At 63.7% G+C, this 18,799-nt stretch carries 16 protein-coding genes; 11 read left to right on the plus strand and 5 right to left on the minus strand.

Annotated features, from left to right (window positions below):
• Positions 1–114: 114 nt before the first annotated feature.
• Positions 115–543: a CBS domain-containing protein gene (locus ABXS05_RS00545; RefSeq protein ID WP_311938041.1), complete on the plus strand. Its 429-nt coding sequence runs from the start codon at positions 115–117 to the stop codon at positions 541–543.
• 106 nt (positions 544–649) lie between these two features.
• On the opposite strand, the gene ABXS05_RS00550 is transcribed toward ABXS05_RS00545, so the two are convergent.
• On the minus strand, positions 650–1,576 hold the full coding sequence (locus ABXS05_RS00550; protein WP_367622556.1) for a LysR substrate-binding domain-containing protein: 927 nt from the start codon (positions 1,574–1,576) through the stop codon (positions 650–652).
• Between the two features lie 117 nt (positions 1,577–1,693).
• Between ABXS05_RS00550 and ABXS05_RS00555 the strand changes: the two genes are divergently transcribed.
• The 3 genes from ABXS05_RS00555 to ABXS05_RS00565 are packed head-to-tail and all read left to right on the plus strand — an operon-like array spanning position 1,694 to position 3,073.
• Positions 1,694–2,089 carry a tautomerase family protein gene (locus tag ABXS05_RS00555; RefSeq protein ID WP_367622557.1) on the plus strand — a complete coding sequence of 132 codons (396 nt, stop codon included), beginning with the start codon at positions 1,694–1,696 and terminating at the stop codon, positions 2,087–2,089.
• Positions 2,086–2,484 (plus strand): cupin domain-containing protein, encoded by a 399-nt coding sequence (locus ABXS05_RS00560; protein ID WP_367622558.1) that lies wholly within the window; start codon positions 2,086–2,088, stop codon positions 2,482–2,484. Before ABXS05_RS00555 ends, ABXS05_RS00560 begins: the two co-directional genes overlap by 4 nt.
• A 10-nt stretch (positions 2,485–2,494) precedes the next feature.
• Positions 2,495–3,073 carry a DUF4865 family protein gene (locus ABXS05_RS00565; RefSeq protein WP_367622559.1) on the plus strand — a complete coding sequence of 193 codons (579 nt, stop codon included), beginning with the start codon at positions 2,495–2,497 and terminating at the stop codon, positions 3,071–3,073.
• Between the two features lie 62 nt (positions 3,074–3,135).
• On the opposite strand, the gene ABXS05_RS00570 is transcribed toward ABXS05_RS00565, so the two are convergent.
• On the minus strand, positions 3,136–4,146 hold the full coding sequence (locus tag ABXS05_RS00570) for a patatin-like phospholipase family protein (RefSeq protein ID WP_311938049.1): 1,011 nt from the start codon (positions 4,144–4,146) through the stop codon (positions 3,136–3,138).
• 178 nt (positions 4,147–4,324) lie between these two features.
• Here ABXS05_RS00570 and parC point away from each other — a divergent pair, with 178 nt between their 5' ends.
• A complete protein-coding gene (gene parC / locus ABXS05_RS00575; protein WP_367622560.1) occupies positions 4,325–6,574 on the plus strand; it encodes a DNA topoisomerase IV subunit A in 2,250 nt (749 codons plus the stop codon).
• 84 nt (positions 6,575–6,658) lie between these two features.
• Here the strand turns inward: parC and ABXS05_RS00580 are convergent, their stop codons facing one another.
• Entirely contained in the window at positions 6,659–7,777 is a 1,119-nt protein-coding gene (locus ABXS05_RS00580; protein ID WP_367622561.1) for a glycosyltransferase family 61 protein, read from the minus strand.
• A 490-nt stretch (positions 7,778–8,267) separates the two neighbouring features.
• Here ABXS05_RS00580 and ABXS05_RS00585 point away from each other — a divergent pair, with 490 nt between their 5' ends.
• From ABXS05_RS00585 to ABXS05_RS00600, 4 genes are all read left to right on the plus strand, one after another.
• A complete protein-coding gene (locus ABXS05_RS00585; protein ID WP_437178633.1) occupies positions 8,268–8,813 on the plus strand; it encodes a L,D-transpeptidase in 546 nt (181 codons plus the stop codon).
• Positions 8,814–8,945: 132 nt separating this feature from the next.
• A complete protein-coding gene (locus ABXS05_RS00590) occupies positions 8,946–9,476 on the plus strand; it encodes a CDP-alcohol phosphatidyltransferase family protein (RefSeq protein WP_311938057.1) in 531 nt (176 codons plus the stop codon).
• 99 nt (positions 9,477–9,575) lie between these two features.
• Positions 9,576–10,679 carry an AI-2E family transporter gene (locus tag ABXS05_RS00595; RefSeq protein WP_311938059.1) on the plus strand — a complete coding sequence of 368 codons (1,104 nt, stop codon included), beginning with the start codon at positions 9,576–9,578 and terminating at the stop codon, positions 10,677–10,679.
• Positions 10,676–11,365, plus strand: coding sequence for a P-loop NTPase family protein (locus ABXS05_RS00600; RefSeq protein WP_311938061.1), 690 nt, complete (start codon positions 10,676–10,678; stop codon positions 11,363–11,365). The genes ABXS05_RS00595 and ABXS05_RS00600 overlap by 4 nt, the downstream gene beginning before the upstream one ends.
• A 34-nt stretch (positions 11,366–11,399) precedes the next feature.
• On the opposite strand, the gene ABXS05_RS00605 is transcribed toward ABXS05_RS00600, so the two are convergent.
• Positions 11,400–13,268: a hypothetical protein gene (locus ABXS05_RS00605; protein WP_311938063.1), complete on the minus strand. Its 1,869-nt coding sequence runs from the start codon at positions 13,266–13,268 to the stop codon at positions 11,400–11,402.
• 362 nt (positions 13,269–13,630) lie between these two features.
• Here ABXS05_RS00605 and ABXS05_RS00610 point away from each other — a divergent pair, with 362 nt between their 5' ends.
• Both ABXS05_RS00610 and ABXS05_RS00615 read left to right on the plus strand, forming a co-directional pair.
• Positions 13,631–15,802 carry an RNA degradosome polyphosphate kinase gene (locus ABXS05_RS00610; protein ID WP_311938495.1) on the plus strand — a complete coding sequence of 724 codons (2,172 nt, stop codon included), beginning with the start codon at positions 13,631–13,633 and terminating at the stop codon, positions 15,800–15,802.
• Positions 15,803–15,830: 28 nt separating this feature from the next.
• Positions 15,831–17,393 (plus strand): Ppx/GppA family phosphatase, encoded by a 1,563-nt coding sequence (locus ABXS05_RS00615; RefSeq protein WP_437178634.1) that lies wholly within the window; start codon positions 15,831–15,833, stop codon positions 17,391–17,393.
• Positions 17,394–17,475: 82 nt separating this feature from the next.
• On the opposite strand, the gene ABXS05_RS00620 is transcribed toward ABXS05_RS00615, so the two are convergent.
• Positions 17,476–18,732 carry a D-amino acid dehydrogenase gene (locus ABXS05_RS00620; RefSeq protein ID WP_367622564.1) on the minus strand — a complete coding sequence of 419 codons (1,257 nt, stop codon included), beginning with the start codon at positions 18,730–18,732 and terminating at the stop codon, positions 17,476–17,478.
• Between the last annotated feature and the right edge of the window lie 67 nt (positions 18,733–18,799).

Genomic DNA, 18,799 nt, shown 5'->3' on the forward strand with positions numbered 1-18,799 from the left:
TGCGCGATGGGCGTGCAGACGCCATCATCATAGGCGGGGCTGGTCGTCCCTTGTCGGGATTCTCCCCCAAGATCAAGACGCTGCAGGCGCACGTTCAGTCTGAGGAGAGTACCCATGACCGTTGCACAGATCCTGAAGGGCAAGGGCCGCGACATCGTCACTCTGTCGCCGGACGCAACCATTGCCGACGCTTCCCGGACGCTCGCCGAAAAGCGCATCGGCGCGGTGTTGATCACCAACAAGAACGGCAGCATCGCCGGCATCCTGTCCGAGCGCGATATCGTGCGCGCGCTCGCCAAGGCCTCGGCCGAGGGGTTCGACCATCCCGTATCCAAGCATATGACGGCCAAGGTCGAGACCGTTCATGAGCAGGATACCATTCCCCACATCATGGAAAGGATGACGGCCGGCAAGTTCCGTCACATGCCGGTGGTCGAAAATGGCCTGCCGGTCGGCATCGTCTCGATCGGTGACGTGGTGAAGTTCCGCCTGGCCGAAATGGAGGCGGAAGCCAAGGCGATGCGTGAATATATTACGGCCTGATCTTAAAGTATTTTATGAGCGGGCGCCGTGGCGGATTGTGCGGCACGGTGGAACGAAAAGTCTGGTCAAAGAGCGTTCGTTGTGGACGCGCTTTGCTCCGGGAGCGTCAGGCGATCTTTTTGGGCAGGAGAGGCTGGGTCAGGCTCTCCCGCATGATCTCGCTCAGCCGGTCCGTGGCCGCATTGTGCTGAGCCTGCGTGCGATGCAGCAGCAGCGGCAGTGTCGGCAATCGCGCCGGCAGGCCGCTTTCCTCGCCAAGCACGGCAAGATGGCTCGGCAGGCCGATCTCGGTGCGCAGGGTCACGCCCAGTCCGCTTGAGATCGCCGCCCAGAGACCGGCGAGACTGGTGCTGGTCACCGCGATGCGCCAGGCAATGCCGGCGCGGTCGAGCACCTCGGTTGCGACGCTGCGGAACAGGCAAGGGGCCTCGAACATCACCAGCGGCAAAGGTTCATCCCGCTTCGTCAGCCGGTCGCCGAAGCGCTGCCCGGACAGGCCATCACGAAGGCCGATCCAACGCATGGCGATATCGGCGAGATGCTCGCCGGCCATGGCGGCTGGGGCCTGCCTCGTCTGGTCTCCCCAGGCGATGGCGAGGTCGAGCTCGGCACTGGCGATGCGTTTCAGCAGATCGGCATTGCGGGCAAGGCGGGTTTCGATGCGCGTCCTCGGATGGGCCCGCGCGAAACGGCCGAGGATTTGCGGCAGCAGCGTCTCTCCCAGATCTTCCTGCACGCCGAAGCGCACATGGCCGGCAAGATCTGCTCCGCTCAGGGCCGAGACCGCCTCGTCATTGAGGGCGAGCAGGCGGCGCGCATAGGTCAGCAGCGTTTCACCCGCCTCGGTGAGCGCCAGGCCGCGGCCGGCCCGGCGGAACAAGGCGGTGCCCGCTTGTTCTTCCAGCTTCTTGAGCTGGGCGCTGACCGCGGAAGTGGACCGGCTGAGATGGTCCGCGGCGCGGGCATAGCTGCCCAGTTCGATGCCCGTGACGAAGCTGCGCAGGACATCGATGTCGAAATTGACCAGGCGCATGAAAATTGTCCCGATTTTCAGGATGTATTATCAAATATTTCCTGATTTTCAGGACGAATATGCAGTGACATGATGGACGGGTCAAGGCAGCAGGCCTTGGCGTTGAGGACATCCGTCATGCCTTTCGCCCGCATTTCACTCCGCAAGGGGAAATCCCCTGATTATCTCCGCGCCCTGTCGGACAATCTGCATCGCGCCCTGGTCGAAGCCTTCGAGGTTCCACTGGCCGACCGTTTCCAGATCATCGAACAGCTCGATCCGGAGGCGCTGGTCTACGATCGCGGCTATTTCAGCGGTGAGCGTTCCGACGATTTCGTGCTGATCGCCATCACGGCCGGGCGCCCGCGCAGCACGGCGGTGAAGCAGCAATTCTACCGGCGCCTGGTGGAACTGCTCACTCAGGCGCCGGGACTTCGGCCCGACGACATCATGATCGTCGTCACCACCACCGAGCGCGACGGCTGGTCCTTCAGCAATGGCCTCACCCAGATGGTGGAAGAGGTGCCGGCATGAGCGGGCCGGGCCTTCCCGGCGAGATGACCGTGATCCGGGCCGGCGAGGCGATAGAGACTGCACCGGCGGGTATCGCGTCCGCGCCCTTCCGGGTGCAGCATCTGATCGCGGGTGTGCGGGATGGCGAGCCCACGGCCATGCGAGCCACGCTGGATCCGGGTGTGCGCACCCATTGGCACAGCCATCCCCGTGGACAATTGCTGCTCGCGGTGAGCGGCAGTGGCCTTGCGCAGCAGCGCAATGGCCCGATCATCGAACTCGACCCCGGCGATGCGGTCTGGTTCGCGCCCGGCGAGTTGCATTGGCATGGCGCGGGCGAAGCCGATGCCTTCGTCTATGTCAGCGTCCAGGCTGTGCAGGATGGCCGCGCCGTGCAGTGGCACGAACCGGTGTGAGGAGTTTCGAATGGAAGCGATGCATTATGCCATCACCTTGCCGGCCGATTACGACATGGCGATCATCCGCGCCCGGGTGGCCAGCAAGGGCCCGCTGCTCGACAATTTTCCGGGGCTGGGACTCAAGGCCTATCTGATCCGGGAAAAAGGTGTTCACGGCGCGGCCGTCAACCAATATGCCCCCTTCTATCTGTGGGCCGCGCCTGAAGGCATGGGCCGCTTCCTGTGGGAAGGCGGGGGCTTTGCCGGCCTCGTCTCCGCCTTCGGCCGTCCGTCGGTACGGCGCTGGGCTGGGGTCTCGTGTCTGTCCGGCCCGGAATCCCTGTCAGAGGCACGTTTTGCGACGCTTCGAGAGCAGAGGATGGAGGCCGAGATCGATCCGGCCGGCGACATTGCGCAAGCGCGCGAGCGCTTGGCTCTCGAAGCGGCCAGGGATGGGAGCTGCCTGTCGACCCTCGCGGTCGACCCCACGGATTGGACGCTGGTGGTCTTTCAACTGTGGGCGTGCGAGCCGCCTGAAGAGGCAGGAACCATCTATCAACTGCTGCATCTGTCCCGTCCCGGCGTCGACGGGTTGATCGCACCCTGATGACGACGACCGTCCTCCAGGCGTCGCGTTGAGATCCAGAGGCTTGTGCGGGATGGAGGGCGCTATGCCAGCGCTTCCATGGTCTCCTTGATGTCGTCGAGGGACTTCAAGGCGGCTTCGGCACCCATGTCGATCGCCTCGGCGGCGCGATGGAAGTCGAAGGGCGAGATGCGGCCGAGGCGCGGCCCGATCGAGACATCGGGCGGGTCGCCGGCCAGCCGCGAGCGGGAGATGCGGTCCTGGGTGATGTTGAAGGCCTCCATCATCACCGTGTGGATGCCGGGCGAGTTGCGGCGTTGGCGCGTTTCGCGCGATCTGGCGAAACCGAAGCGACGCCGGACCATCGAGGTGGCGGCACCGAAACCATTGCGCTTGGGCACGGGTGGGTCGTCCATTTCCATCGAGGTGGCCCCGAATGTATGGATGACGCCGCCGCGGCCTGTCAGTTCGCCATTGAGATTGACGGCGATTACCGCCCGGGCGCCGAGGGCGCGCGCGGCGGAGACGGGCACGGGATTGACCAGTGCACCATCCATCAGCCAGCGCCCGCCGATGCGGACGGGCTCGAAAATGCCGGGCAGGGCATAGGAGGCGCGCATGGCGGTGACCAGATTGCCGCGCGTCAGCCAGATTTCGTGGCCCGGCCCGATTTCGGTGGCGATCGCGACGAAGGGAATGCGCAGACTTTCGATCTGCACGCCGTCCAGGCCATTCTGCAGGAGCAGGGCCAGCTTGGTGCCGGACATCAGGCCGCTGCCGCCGAAATTCAGATCGAGAAAATTGAGGACCCGGCGCTTGGTGAGACTGCGGGCCCAGTCCTCGATGTCGTCGAGCCTGCCGGCAATGTAGCAGCCACCGACCACCGCTCCGATCGACGTACCCGCGATCACGTCGATGTCGTAGCCCGCTTCCACCAGCACGCGGATCACGCCGATATGGGCGAACCCTCGTGCGGCACCGCCACCGAGCGCAAGCCCCAGAACGGGGCGCGGCGGCTTGACGATTTCGTTCTGCGGAGGCGGAGACAATTCCGCCACGTTACCCTGACCTCGCCACGGCAAACTCTGAAACATGATGCATTCCTGACCCAAGAAATACGCCACTGGAACCAATAAGGATATGGGGACTCCAGCGAGACCGAACAGGATGGAGTCCTGAATGACGCTACAATAGCACGTGATCGGGGGATTGGCCCTGTATCATAAGGTCTACGACTTGCTCCGAATCAGGCATTTTCGGTAAGTCAACCGCATGGATGAGATGGACGATCCGCCGGAAGGCGATGGAGTCAGGACGGTCAATCTGCGCGCCGAGCTCGAGCAGCGCTACCTTGCCTATGCACTCTCGACAATCACGCAACGAGCCCTGCCGGATGCGCGCGACGGCCTGAAGCCGGTGCATCGGCGCATCCTGCATGCCATGCGCCTGCTGCGCCTCGATCCCGACCAGGCCTTCAAGAAATGCGCTCGCGTGGTGGGCGATGTCATCGGTAAGTTCCACCCGCATGGCGACCAGGCCGTCTACGACGCGCTGGTGCGCCTGGCGCAGGATTTCGCCCAGCGTTATCCGCTGGTGGACGGGCAGGGCAATTTCGGCAATATCGACGGCGACAATGCCGCCGCCTACCGTTACACCGAAGCGCGCCTGACCGAGGTCGCCACCCTGATCCTAGAAGGGATCAACGAGGACGCGGTGGACTTCCGCGCCACCTATAATGGCGAGGACGAGGAGCCGGTGGTGATGCCCGGCGCCTTCCCCAATCTGCTCGCCAATGGCGTGCAGGGCATCGCGGTGGGCATGGCCACCTCGATTCCCCCGCATAATGCCTATGAGCTCTGCCAGGCGGCGCTGCATCTGATCGACAATCCCCAGGCTTCGACCGCCGACCTCCTGCAATTCGTCAAGGGGCCGGATTTTCCCACCGGCGGCATCTGCGTCGAAAGCGCCGGCTCGATGCAGGAAAGCTACCGCACCGGCCGTGGCGGCTTTCGCGTGCGGGCACGCTGGCACAAGGAGGATCTGGGGCGGGGAACCTGGGTGATCGTGATCACCGAGATTCCCTGGCTGGTGCAGAAGGGCCGCCTGATCGAAAAGCTTGCCGAGCTCCTCGATGAGCGCAAGCTGCCGCTGGTTGGCGACGTACGCGATGAATCGGCCGAGGATGTGCGCATCGTCATCGAGCCGAAGTCGCGCAATGTCGACGAAGCCGTGCTGATGGAATCGCTGTTCAAGCTCTCCGAGCTCGAAAGCCGGATTTCCCTCAACATGAACGTGCTGGTCGATGGCCAGGTGCCGCGCGTGCTCTCGCTGGGCGAAGCGCTGCAGCAATGGCTGAGCCATCGCCGTAACGTGCTGATCCGGCGCTCCAAGTTCCGCCTCGCCGCCGTGGAAAGGCGCATGGAGGTCCTGGCCGGCTATATCATCGCCTACCTCAATCTCGACGAGGTGATCCGCATCATCCGCTACGAGGATGAGCCGAAGGACGAATTGATCAAGGCCTTCGACCTGACCGACGTGCAGGCCGAGGCGATCCTCAACATGCGCCTGCGCAATCTGCGCAAGCTCGAGGAGATGGAACTCAAGCGCGAACACGACGATCTCGCCAAGGAGAAGGCCGGCATCGAGAAGCTGCTCGCCTCCGAGGCGCTGCAATGGAAGACGGTGGGCTGGCAGGTCAGCGAAGTCGCCAAGAAGTTCGGCCCGGACACGCCGCTTGGCAAGCGCCGTACCGACATCGATGCCTCGAAGGCAGGCACCATCGATCTGTCGGCGGTGGCCGAGGCGATGGTCGAACGCGAGCCGATCACCGTGATCGTTTCCGAAAAAGGCTGGATCCGGGCCCAGAAGGGCCATCTCAGCGATCTCTCGGGCCTCAGCTTCAAGGCCGACGACCGGCTCAAGCTCGGCTTCCAGTCCGAGACGACGGCCCGGCTCCTCATCCTCGCCACCAATGGCAAGGTCTACACGCTGGAGGCTTCCAAGCTCCCGGGGGGCCGCAGCATGGGCGAGCCGATCCGCCTGATGGTCGATATCGACGAGGGGGCCGACGTGGTCGACGTGTTCGCCTATCAGGGCGGGCGACGGTTGCTGATTGCGGCGACCGACGGACGTGGCTTCCTGGTGCCCGAGGACGATATCCTGGCCAATACCCGCAAGGGCAAGTCGGTGCTGAATGTCGATGCGCCGGCGGAAGCCAAGCTGATCGTGCCCGCCATCGGCGACACGGTCGCCGTGATCGGCGAGAATCGCAAGATGCTGGTCTTCCCGTTGCACCAGATCACCGAGATGTCGCGGGGCAGGGGCGTCAGGCTACAGAAATACAAGGACGGCGGACTTTCCGACGTGCGTGTGTTCGACAAGGCGCAGGGACTGACCTGGAGTGATTCCTCGGACCGGACCTGGACCGTCACCGACCTGGTCGAATGGACTGGCAATCGCGCCGATGCCGGGCGCCTGCCACCCAAGGGCTTCCCCAAGAACAATCGGTTCACGGGCAAGTAGCAGTGGGGCGCCTGCTTCTGGAGCGCTTTGCGATTTGACGGGATCACGTCACGTCGCCAGGACGGACATTCGAGCGCCGGACACTCAGTCCAGCAGCGATGTCACGCGATCGAGAAAGCTCTCGATGTCGTCCGGGCTCGTGTCGATGGACATCGGCCTGTCGGCGCTGGGCCAAAGGCATCCGCGAGTCAGGTAGACCCCTTGTTGCTCCAGCACGTCGCTCAAGCGCATCTGGACGGCGTTCCAATGCCCGATACAGCCGACGACGGTGCCCGGCCCGGCAAAGACCGAGCCATGCAGGGCCGAGCCATATTCGCCGATGAGGGCGCTGGCCTGCGACAACGTTGCAATCTGGTCGGACAGGTTCAGTTCCTCGGGACGGATGACGTCGAAACCGCGTCGCCTGGCCTGCTGCTCAAAGAAGTCCCGCTGCCTGAAAGGCCGATTGGCCGAGGGGCCGGGACCGCCTCGTGAAAGGCAGAGGCGCCGGTGGGCCGGCGCCGAAGCCGGTACCAGCGACCGGTAGAATTCACGAAGATAGGGGTGGAAAGTATATTCGCCGGAAAAGCAGAATGTCGGTACCACCGCGCGCGCGAAGAGCAGGCGCTCCCGTCCCGGTGTGTAACGCAGGATTGCTTCCCGAGGCACGTTGCAGGCCGACAGTAGCAAATCCTCGACCCAGGACGGCGTGTCATGGGGCAGCGGGATGACCCATTTTTCACGCAGCGATGCCAGGAACTGGCTGGCAATGGGTATCCGCGGCAGGAATTCGACCAGCCAATGGCCCCAGATGGTATATCCCGGGCCGGCCACGACGAGAGCGGGGCGGTCTATGGGTCTGGCCGCCGTCTCGCTGAAACGCGAGGCAAAATTCGTGTCGGCGCGGGCCGTGGACAAGGCGACGTTGGTCGACAGATTGGCATCGTCGATGACCTGGCCGCCATGGACGAGGATGCCGGGACGCCAGACCTCGACGTCGCGCAGCAGGAAGCAACCGATCGGGTCGACCGTAGCCCGCGGCTTTTTCCAATGCAGAGCGTGGACCCAATCGTCCTTGCCGCCTTCGCCCAACATATGCGCGGGACGGGCCGCCGCCGCTTCCTGGGAAGAGCGAAATTCGAGAAAGCCGTTCCATGCCTGCGCGGCTGCCTCGTCGGGAAGCGAAACGGCCAGGGCGGATATCGGAACCGTGGCAAGGCTCATGATGCGCTGCCCTCACGGCAAGGAAGTGGCTTTGAATGAGGAACTCACGGTGGAGGACATGGGATCCCTTTCCGCAAGGACAATCAACCCGATCTGAATGCATGCTGAACAAAGGGTTAAAAAATAGCGACTTTCTGCCGCTGCCATTGCCACAATTACGCCCGTCGTTTCCGGGATTGTCGCAGCCATCTTGCCTTGCATTGCCCTGCAGGGCGCAACCCCGGGCGTTCTTCCGGGACGTGTGGTTCTCGACATGACGATTGCAAGAAAAGCACTTTTACCCGTCCTTGCCCTTCTGGTGATCGGGGGGGCGGCCCAGGCCCAGGAGTGGGGCTATCCTCCGGACGACGGCTATTATCAGGACGATGGCGTCTCCCGTCCGCGCCAGTGGCGGGATCCCCAGCCGACCTACCGGGCGGATCGGAACTTCGAGGAGCCTTACGACTATCAAGAGGATCCCTATGGCTATTATGGCGACCAGGATGGCGATGTGACGCCAGGCCGGCGCCCGCAGCGCCAGGCCTCGATCGATCCGAACAGCATCTCGCCCAATCTCGATTCCGGTACCAAGGACGATGGGCAGGCCATGCTGGCGCAGTCCCCGATCCCGCGCACGGTGGTGCCGTTCTCGGGCTACAGCCCCGGCACCATCGTGATCTCGACCAAGGAGAAGCGGCTCTATCTCGTGCAGGACGACGGCACGGCGCTCCGGTATGGCATCGGCGTCGGCAAACAGGGCTTCACCTGGAAAGGCACCGAAACCATCAGCCGCAAGGCTGAATGGCCGAGCTGGACGCCGCCCAAGGAAATGATCGCCCGCCGTCCCGAACTGCCCGATCATATGGAGGGCGGCCTCAACAATCCGCTGGGGGCGCGTGCGCTCTATCTGGGGTCCACGCTCTATCGCATTCACGGCACCAATGAGCCGAATACCATCGGCCGGGCGGTGTCCTCCGGTTGCATTCGCATGGCCAACCCGGATGTAATGGACCTCTACCAGCGGGTGGGGGTCGGCACCACGGTGGTGGTGCTCTGACGCCTTGTTTGGACGTGTCACGGCGATGCCCGACGTCACCGTCGGGTCGCCCGACCTGCCAGACAACCGCAGAGGATGCCGGCGAATCCGCCCCGACGTGCCTGCCCTCTCGTGGTTTGCTACGATCCGATCATGACGATACCGAATCTGATCACCATCCTGCGTTTTTGCCTGGTGCCGCTGGCGGTGCTGTGCATCACCTCGGGGGCATGGGGCTGGGCGTTCGTCACCTTCCTGGTTGCCGGCGTTTCCGATGGCGTCGATGGCTTCATCGCCAAGCGCTTCGACATGCGCAGCGAATTGGGGGCCGTGCTCGACCCGCTGGCGGACAAGGCCCTGCTGGTTTCGATCTTCGTCACGCTGGGGATCGTCGGTGTGGTGCCTGCCTGGCTGGTTATCCTCGCCGTCTTCCGCGATTTCATGATCATCGGCGCCGTGCTGGTGTCCTGGGTCATGAGCCAGCCGGTACAGATCGCGCCGCTGATGCTTTCCAAGCTCAACACCGCGGTACAGATCGCTTTTGTGGCGCTCGTGCTGTTCGCCAAGGGCACTGGATGGCCTTTTCCTTTCCTGATCGAAGTGGGTTCCATCCTGGTCACGCTCTTGACCATTGCCTCGGCTGCCGCCTATCTGCGCCAGTGGCTCAACCATATGGCCGGATGAATATTCCGGCCGCGGAAGGCCATCCGCCATCTCAGCCGTCCCGGACGAGGCTTGCTTGGCCGGGGAGAACGGTGTGGATCGAGCTTCAGGAGCGAATGGATGAGCCTCCAACGGCAGGTATTCTTCTGGCTCGGTGCGTTGGCCCTGTTCATCGCGCTGATCTGGCTACTCCAGGGCATGGTATGGCCCTTTGTCGCCGGCCTGGCGATCGCGTATTTCCTCGATCCCGTCGCCGACAGGCTTGAGAGGCTGGGACTGCCCCGTTGGGCAGCCGCCTCCCTGATTCTGCTCGGCTTCATCTTCCTCATCGTGCTGGCGATCCTCCTGCTGGTGCCGATGCTGGGCGAGCAGTTCAACGGCTTGCGCGAGAGGCTGCCGAGCATCGTGGCCTCCATGCAGCGCATTCTGGGCGAACTCAACCAGAGCTGGCTCGGGGGCTTGCTTACCGAACGGCTGCAGGACATCCAGAAGTCGCTCGGCGACTATGTCGGGCAGGGGGCCCAGGTCCTTGCCACCTTCGTCTCCTCGCTCTGGTCGGGCAGCCAGGCTGTCATCGGGGTGGTCAGCATCCTGATCGTCACGCCGGTGGTGGCTTTCTACATCCTGCTCGACTGGGATCATATGGTGGCGCGTGTCGACAGCTGGCTGCCGCGTGACCATGCCGACGCCATCCGCGGCATCTTCCGCGACATCGATGCCGCCATCGCCGGCTTCGTGCGCGGCCAGGCGACGGTCTGCTTCCTGCTTGGTCTGTTCTACGGCTCCTGCCTGACCTTTCTCGGTGTCAGCTTCGGCTTCCTCATCGGGCTGTGCACCGGTCTGGCCTCCTTTATCCCTTATGTCGGTTCCATACTTGGTTTCGTGGTCAGCGTCAGCGTGGCACTGGTCCAGGTTTGGCCAGATTGGCATTTGCCGGTCTATGCCGCCCTGGTCTTCGTGGCAGGGCAGATTCTCGAAGGCTATGTGCTCTCGCCACGCTTGGTCGGCGGTTCGGTCGGGCTGCATCCGGTCTGGCTGATGTTCGCCCTGCTGGCCGCCGGCAGCCTGTTCGGCTTCATCGGCCTGCTGGTCGCCGTGCCGGTGGCGGCGGCGATCGGCGTCCTGGTGCGCTTTGCCCTGTCGCGTTACCTCGCCAGCCAGTATTATACCGGCCATGTCGGCCAGGCTCAGGCCGCGGTGCTGCCATCGGACCCTTCGTCGTGACCCTTCCCCGCCAATTGGCGCTCGATCTGCCGCTGCGGGCCTCGTTCGCCCGCGAGGATTTCCTGGTCTCGCCGTCCAATGAGGCCGCCTATGCCTTCATCGAACGTTGGCCGGACTGGCCGTCCCGTCGTGCCCTGCTGATCGGCCCGAGCGGCTCGGGCAAGAGCCATCTGGCGGCGATCTGGTCCGAAGCCGCAGGCGCGGTCACGCTGACGGGCGAGGCGCTGCGGGACGACAATGTCCCCGTGCTGGTCTCACACAAGGCGGTGGTGATCGAAGATGCCGGGCGTGGCATCGACGAGAAGGCGCTTTTCCATCTGCTCAATCTCGCCGGCGAGGCGGGCGCCTCCCTGCTGATCACCGCTCACGAACCCCCCGAGCGCTGGGGTCTTGTGCTTCCCGACCTCATCTCGCGCCTGCGGGCCATGACGGCCCTGACCATCGCCACGCCGGACGACGATCTCTTCCGCATGCTGCTGGTGAAGCTCTTCCTCGACCGGCAGCTCATCGTCGATTCCAGCCTCGTCGACTTCCTCGTCCGACGCATCGAGCGCTCCTTCGCCGCAGCACGCCAGGTGGTTGCCGTGCTCGATCGCGAAGGCCTGTCACGCGGCCGCCGGATCACGCGGGCACTCGCGGCCGAACTTCTGAAGGAAGTGCTGGCGTCGCCATTCGACGAGGAATGAGGTCGATCGCGATCGGCCCGTAATGGTGCGAGCTCTATCGCAGACGGACGCACTGGCCGACGGTGTTCATCTGGAGCTGGCCGCCGGCGAAAGACGCAGCTCCGACGATATGGACAGCGGAACTCTGCGTTTTCGTGGTGAAGTCGAACACGAACGGACCGATACCCCGGATCTCCCCGCCCGACCATTCGCCGGTTTCCATGAACATGCCTTGTCCAGGTGCAACCGGCATCGCGGTGGATTGTGTACTGAAGGCCCCCTGGAAAGTTCGAACCTTCGCCCCACCGGCCGGCAGGAGCTGGAGCTGGGCGTGGCAACTCCAGACACCCGGCGCGAGGGAGAATGTGCCGATGTCCCGGACAGCTCCGTTGGTCATGTCGACTGATGGCGGCGATGTCTGCACGAGTTCGCCGGCGAGGCCTTGATAAAGGGCCGATTGGGCGTCCGAACCGGCCCACGAGAATGCATTGGGGGGCGGTGGTCCGGGCTTGAAGAACTCGGTGAAGAGGTTGCCGGCGACCACCACCCCGCTGGTGCTAGGGTCCTTGACGATCAGGGCGGTCGAGGTCTTCAAGCCCCGATATTCGATCTTGTTGTTGCGGATTTGCACATCCGATGCGCCGGCTCCATTCGGAATGCCGCAGGAGGCAGCGGTGACGTTGATAAGGGAGCGAACCTCGAGGGGTTGGGCATTGTTGGAAATCCAGGCTCCTTCGAGGCGTACCGTGGAGGCCCTGCAAAAGTTGAAGAAGTTCTTGCCGGCTGGTGTCCAGGATCCCGTGGCCGGGTGGATCAGCCAATTGCCACCTTTTATGGACAGATGAGAGACCTGTCTTGCATCGACATGGCCCTCATAGGCGTCGCAGGAGAAATTGTCCGCCACATATTGGAGGGGAGAGTAGCCCTTGTAGTCGGAATCGATCTGAATGCAGGTGCCGACTTCCCCGGCGGCCGAATTGATCAGGCTTTGATCCTCGAGCCCCAGCATCTTCGGGGGATTGGTCGACTGAAAGCGATAGCCGATCCGGTAATATTGCGTCAGCGTGTTCTGGATACGATTGACGAAGGTGTTCGTCCCGCGAAACCAGATACCGGTTCCTGTGTTGGCCAGACCTTTGCGCGATGGTCCGGCAGTGATCATACCGCCCTCGATCATGGTACCTGCCGAGTTGACCAGGACCATGCCGGTGTTGAAATTCTCGAGAGCGAAGTTGGAATAGGTCCCGTTGACGCGGGGCGTAAACCTGGCGTTAATTCCAATGGTGCTCGTGGAGGCGGTGTCGCTGGACTGGAACTTGATGCCGTGCAGCTCCAGCTTGTCGCCCTTCGGGGGCCCCGTCCGGCAGTGATCCCAGCCATTGCTGGCGCCGAAGCGAAATACGGTGAGTTCCGGTCCGGCCCCCTCGAAGCGAATGCTCTGGCCGCAAGCAGAGATGATCGGCGTGGAGAAACGGGCGGTCAGAGGTCCTAGGCGAAACTTCAGGGCGCTGGTTTTCGTCTGAATCAGCGTATTGATGACGACGCCGTCGATCTCGTCGGAAAGGGCGCGTGCGGCCGGGAGTATCACCTGCCATTGCACCAGGGACCAGCCTGCGGTGTTGCGGCCGTTGAGAGTGGTGATGCTGGATAGGGGATGGCTCTCTCCGTCACCGCGAAAACCATAAGATCGGAGGACGCGCTCGTCGATATCACCTTGGTTGCGCAGATTGGACGGAAGCTCGAAAGCACCCGTCGTCGGATTGATGCAACCGATGAGGGAGCCACCATTTCCACCCGGATTGCTGGAATCTTGCACCGAGACACATTCGGAAGTGCTGGATCGACCGGTCTGAAGCGTCGCGGAGGCATCGATCTGGGCTACGACATGCGTCGGTCGGGAGAGCAAGCCGGCCAGGATCATCATGGGAACAACTGCGGGCCTGGACATGCCGGATTTGCTCCTGGGGCGGACGGATCGCTTCGTCCGTTTGGAATGAGAGGCTCGATGGCCGCACGGAAGATGCCTCATGCTGTCCGCCCGGGTCCAGTTCATTGAGCAGCCAGCGACGGTTCCACAGGCGACGGGGCGAAGTTTTGCGAATTTTCCCCAGCGCGGCCATTTTATGTGACAGCATTGTCATATAGGCGGCCTAAGCAGGCTTCCCCATGGCGGACGGCGATTCCGACCGGCGGGATGGGGAACGGCAGCCCGGGACATAGCGAGCGGCATTGACGACCATGACCAGCACGGCACAGACGGTGGAGAGCGCGATGCAAGGCGATGAGATGCGGGAGGCGGCACGTGACGTGGCTCCCTCTCAAGACTCGATCGCGCTGCGCGTCAGCCCGGATCGCTTCATCAATCGCGAGATTTCCTGGCTGCAATTCAATCGCCGCGTGCTGGAAGAGGCGTCCAACAAGAGCCATCCCCTGCTCGAGCAGTTGCGATTCCTGTCGATCTCGGCCAGCAATCTCGACGAGTTCTTCATGGTGCGCGTCGCCGGCCTGATCGGCCAGGTGCGCGAAGACGTCACGGCGCGCAGTCCCGACGGCCTGTCGCCGGCCGAACAGCTCGTCAAGATCGGCGAGGCCGTGTCCAAGCTCGCCACCGACCAGCAGAAACGCTGGACCGAATTGCGCGACGACCTGCTGCTCGAGGGCATCGTGATCACCGAGCCGCGCGACCTTTCCAAGGCCGAACGCGCGTGGCTGGACGATTATTTCCTCAGCTACATCTTCCCGATCCTCACCCCGCTCGCCGTCGATCCGGCCCACCCGTTCCCGTTCATTCCCAATCTCGGCTTCACCATCGCCCTGCAGCTCAAGCGCATGAGCGACGGGCGCATGCTGAACGCCCTGATCCGTGCGCCCCACAAGGTCGAGCGCTTCATCCGCCTGCCGGACTTCGCCGAAACCGGGGCGGCCCGCTACATCACGCTGGAAAATCTGGCGGTGCTGTTCATCGCCAAACTGTTCCCCGGCTATACCGTGAAGGGGCAGGGCTCCTTCCGGGTCATCCGCGATTCCGATCTCGAAGTCGAGGAAGAGGCGGAAGACCTGGTGCTGCTGTTCGAGACGGCGCTCAAGCAGCGCCGGCGCGGCGTGGTGATCCGCCTCGAGATCGAGGCCGGCATGCCCGACAGCATCCGCCAATTCGTGACAGAGGAACTCGACGTCGCCGACGACGCGGTATTTCGCGTCGAGGGCATGCTCGCCCTCAACGAATTGTCGCAACTCGTCGGGCTCGATCGTCCGGACCTCAAATTCAAGCCCTATTCGCCGCGCTCGCCTGAGCGTATCCGCGATCACGGGGCCGATGCCTTCGCCGCCATCCGGCAGAAGGACATCCTGGTGCACCACCCCTACGAATCTTTCGATGTCGTGGTGCAGTTCCTCAACCAGGCAGCGCGCGACCCGAACGTGGTCGCCATCAAGCAGACGCTGTACAGAACCTCCTCCAACAGTCCGATCGTCAAGGCGTTGGCCGAGGCCGCCGAGGCCGGAAAATCGGTCACGGCGCTGGTGGAACTGAAGGCACGCTTCGACGAGGAAGCCAACATACGCTGGGCCCGCGATCTCGAACGCGCCGGCGTGCAGGTGGTATTCGGCTTCATCGAGCTGAAGACCCACGCCAAGCTCTCGCTGGTGGTGCGGCGCGAGATGGGCCAGCTCGTTTCCTATTGCCATGTCGGCACCGGCAACTACCATCCCATCACCGCGCGGATCTACACGGATCTGTCCTTCTTCACCGCCGATCCTGTGATCGCGCGCGACGTCTCGCGCATCTTCAACTTCATCACAGGCTATGCCGAGCCGGCGGCGCTGGAGCGCATGGCGGTTTCGCCCGTCTCGCTCAAGCAGCGCATCCTCGACCACATCAATGCCGAGATCGAGCACGCCAAGGCTGGCCGGCCGGGCGCTATCTGGTGCAAATGCAACTCGCTGGTCGACACCATGATCATCGATGCGCTCTATGCAGCAAGCCAGGCGGGTGTGCAGGTCGATCTGGTGGTGCGCGGCATCTGCTGCCTCAGGCCGGGCGTTCCCGGCCTGTCGGAGAACATCCGCGTCAAGTCGATCGTTGGCCGCTTCCTCGAGCATGGCCGCATCTATGCGTTCGGCAATGGCCATGGCCTGCCGCACCAGAAGGCGGCCGTCTACATCTCCTCGGCCGATCTGATGGAACGCAATCTCGACCGCCGCGTCGAAGCGCTCTGCCCCATCCTCAACCCGACGGTGCACGAGCAGGTGCTCGATCAGATCATGATCGCCAATCTTATCGACAATCAACAGAGCTGGAGCATCTTGCCCGACGGAACTGCGGAACGCATAGTCCCGCAGCCCGACGAAGAGCCCTTCAACGCCCACAAATATTTCATGACCAATCCCAGCCTATCGGGACGAGGCAAATCTCTTGAACACAACTCTCCCCGAACGCTCCTCAGCCGCAGACGCTGACACGCTGCCCCATGTCCAGGCCGCCGACCTGGCGGGGCCGAGCCCGGGACAGCCCGGTTTCGCGCAGGGGCGCATCTGCCAGGGACCGCCGATCGCGACGATCGACATTGGCTCGAACTCGGTTCGTCTGGTGGTCTATGAGGGGCTGACGCGCGCGCCGACGGCCGTCTTCAACGAGAAGGTGCTGTGCGGCCTCGGCCGTGGCGTGATGACCACCAAGCGCCTCGATCCCGCAGCCGTCGCCAAGGCCTATGCGGCGCTCATCCGCTTCCGCGCCCTATGCGACACCATGGGCGTGAAGGACCTCTACGTCCTGGCGACGGCGGCGGCGCGCGATGCCGAGGACGGCGAGGAGTTCATCGCCCGCGCCACGGCGATCTGCCGCTCGGAGATCGAGGTCCTGTCGGGCAAGCGGGAAGCGCGCCTGTCGGCCTATGGCGTGATCTCGGGGTTCCATATGCCGGACGGCGTGGTCGGCGATATGGGTGGTGGTTCGCTCGAACTGATCGAGGTGCACGGCCATCGCGCCGGAGCGGGCATGACGACACCGCTCGGCGGGCTTGCCTTGCAGGATACGTCCGGCCAGTCGGTGCGCAAGGCGTCGAAGATCGCCCAGGAAAAGCTCGCCAAGGCGGATCCGCTGAAACATCTGAAGGACCGCACCTTCTATGCGGTCGGCGGTACCTGGCGTTCGCTTGCCAAGCTGCACATGATGCAGCTCGGCTATCCCCTGCACATCATGCATGGCTACAGCGTGCCGGCGCGGGAGATGCTCGATTTCTGCAAGCTGATCATGCGGGTCGACAACACCACTTTGATCGGCAAGGACACGGTTTCGACCGGGCGCCTGCCGCTGCTCGCCTATGGCGCGGCGGTGATGAGCGAGGTCATCAAGGCCGGCAAGCCGCGCGATGTGGTGATCTCGGCCCAGGGCGTGCGTGAAGGCCTGCTCTATTCGCTGCTCGACGAGGAGAGCCGCAAGCTCGATCCCCTGATCACCGCGGCCAGCGAACTCAACATCCTGCGTTCGCGCTCGCCGCGGCACGGCGAGGAACTGGTGCGCTGGGGCGACCGCTTCATGGCATCGACCCACCTCGACGAGACGGCCGACGAGAAACGCCAGCGCCATGCGGCCTGCCTGGTGGCCGATATCGGCTGGCGCGCCCACCCCGATTATCGCGGCGAGCAGAGCCTCAACATCATCGCCCACGCCGCCTTTGTCGGCGTCGATCATCGTGGCCGCGCCTATATGGCGGTAGCGAACTATTTCCGCCATGTCGGCCTGAACGAGGAGGAGCTGTCTCCCCGCATCCGCGAGATCGCCACCGCGCGCATTCTCGACCGGGCGCGCATCCTCGGGGGGCTGATGCGGGTAGGCTACATCCTGTCCGCCTCGATGCCGGGCGTGCTACCGCGCGCGCCGCTCTATGTCAGTCATGGCAAACTGCTGCTCGATGTGCCCCGCGACCTGGAGGGGCTGGTGGGCGAACGCCTCAACGCCCGCATGAAGGCGCTCGGGCGCCTGATCGGTCGCGAGGCCGTGATCCGGATCATCGATCCGGCGGAGACTGTCACGGTCGCGGCGGAATAGGGGAGACAGGTTGGCAAAGGCCACACCCCGCTGTCTGCAGCCAGTGGGGTGTGGCCTCTGCCGGGATGAAGGACCGGAACGTTCAGGCCCCGTAGCGGTTCAACCCGAGGTCCGAGACGTCGATCTCCGGCTTCTTGCCGCTGACGATATCGGCCATCACACGGCCGGACCCGCAAGCCATGGTCCAACCCAATGTGCCATGGCCGGTGTTGAGCAGCAGGTTCTTGTAACGCGTACGGCCGATCACCGGCGTGCCGTCCGGCGTCATCGGACGCAGGCCCGACCAGAAGCTCGCGGCGGCCAGATCGCCCGAACCGCCGAAGAGGTCGCTTACCGACTGGGCCAGCGTGTCACGGCGGGCCGGCGGCAGGTCCTTGCTGAAGCCCGAAATTTCGGCCATGCCACCGACACGGATGCGATCACCGAGCCGGGTGATCGCGATCTTGTAGGTCTCGTCCATGATGGTGGAGACCGGCGCCCGGCTCTCGTCGACGATCGGAATGGTGAGCGAATAGCCCTTGACCGGGTAGACCGGCACCTTGAGGCTGAGCGGCGCGACGAAACCGGGTGTGTAGCTGCCGAAAGCCGCAATGTAGGCGTCGGCTTTCTCGACGCCTGTGCTGGTCTCGACGCCTTCGATCTTGTCGCCGGCGAAGACGAGCCGCTTGACCTCGACGCCGTAGCGAAAGCGCACGCCGAGCGTTTCGGCGAGCTGAGCCAACGCGCCGGTGAACTTGTAGCAGTCGCCGGTCTCGTCATTGGGCAGGCGCAGGCCGCCGCGGATCAGGGAACGGACATGGGCAAGAGCCGGTTCGGCGCCGATGCAGCCATCCGCATCGAGGACCTCGAAGGGGACACCGTCGCGCTTGAGCACCTCGACATCCTTGCCGATGCCGTCGAGCTGCTTCTGGGTACGGAAGAGCTGCAGCGTACCCTGCATGCGTTCGTCATAGCGGATGCCGGTGGCGGCCCTCAGCTCGATCAGCTTGTCTCGGCTATATTCGGCCAGGCGCACCATGCGGCTCTTGTTGATGGCATAGCGCTCGGAGGTGCAGTTGAGCAGCATGCGCCAGACCCAGGCGACCATCGCCGGATCGGGACGGGGGCGCAGGATCAACGGGGCATGCTTCATCAACAGCCACTTGATCGCCTTTTGCGGGATGCCGGGAGCCGCCCAAGGCGAGGCATAGCCGGGGGAAACCTCGCCGGCATTGGCGAAACTGGTCTCGAGAGCTGGGCCGGGCTGGCGATCCAGCACGACGACTTCATGTCCGGCCTTCGCCAGATAATAGGCGGAGGTCACTCCGATCACGCCGCTGCCGAGAACCGCGACCTTCATTTTATGCTCATACTCCTGCTTGCGATGCGTCCAAAGGCCCGGCGCATCGAACGATTCGCCCAGCCTT

Source organism: Labrys neptuniae (assembly GCF_040797145.1).
Taxonomy (GTDB): domain Bacteria; phylum Pseudomonadota; class Alphaproteobacteria; order Rhizobiales; family Labraceae; genus Labrys; species Labrys neptuniae.

Bases quoted from the DNA above. Each gene is read 5' to 3' on its own strand.
- ABXS05_RS00560 (WP_367622558.1), top strand. From the start codon at position 2,086: ATGAGCGGGCCGGGCCTTCCCGGCGAGATGACCGTGATCCGGGCCGGC.
- ABXS05_RS00580 (WP_367622561.1), bottom strand. From the start codon at position 7,777: ATGAGCCTTGCCACGGTTCCGATATCCGCCCTGGCCGTTTCGCTTCCC.
- ABXS05_RS00545 (WP_311938041.1), top strand. From the start codon at position 115: ATGACCGTTGCACAGATCCTGAAGGGCAAGGGCCGCGACATCGTCACT.
- ABXS05_RS00550 (WP_367622556.1), bottom strand. From the start codon at position 1,576: ATGCGCCTGGTCAATTTCGACATCGATGTCCTGCGCAGCTTCGTCACG.
- ABXS05_RS00590 (WP_311938057.1), top strand. From the start codon at position 8,946: ATGACGATACCGAATCTGATCACCATCCTGCGTTTTTGCCTGGTGCCG.
- ABXS05_RS00570 (WP_311938049.1), bottom strand. From the start codon at position 4,146: ATGTTTCAGAGTTTGCCGTGGCGAGGTCAGGGTAACGTGGCGGAATTG.
- parC (WP_367622560.1), top strand. From the start codon at position 4,325: ATGGATGAGATGGACGATCCGCCGGAAGGCGATGGAGTCAGGACGGTC.
- ABXS05_RS00555 (WP_367622557.1), top strand. From the start codon at position 1,694: ATGCCTTTCGCCCGCATTTCACTCCGCAAGGGGAAATCCCCTGATTAT.
- ABXS05_RS00605 (WP_311938063.1), bottom strand. From the start codon at position 13,268: ATGATGATCCTGGCCGGCTTGCTCTCCCGACCGACGCATGTCGTAGCC.
- ABXS05_RS00610 (WP_311938495.1), top strand. From the start codon at position 13,631: ATGCGGGAGGCGGCACGTGACGTGGCTCCCTCTCAAGACTCGATCGCG.
- ABXS05_RS00565 (WP_367622559.1), top strand. From the start codon at position 2,495: ATGGAAGCGATGCATTATGCCATCACCTTGCCGGCCGATTACGACATG.
- ABXS05_RS00595 (WP_311938059.1), top strand. From the start codon at position 9,576: ATGAGCCTCCAACGGCAGGTATTCTTCTGGCTCGGTGCGTTGGCCCTG.
- ABXS05_RS00620 (WP_367622564.1), bottom strand. From the start codon at position 18,732: ATGAAGGTCGCGGTTCTCGGCAGCGGCGTGATCGGAGTGACCTCCGCC.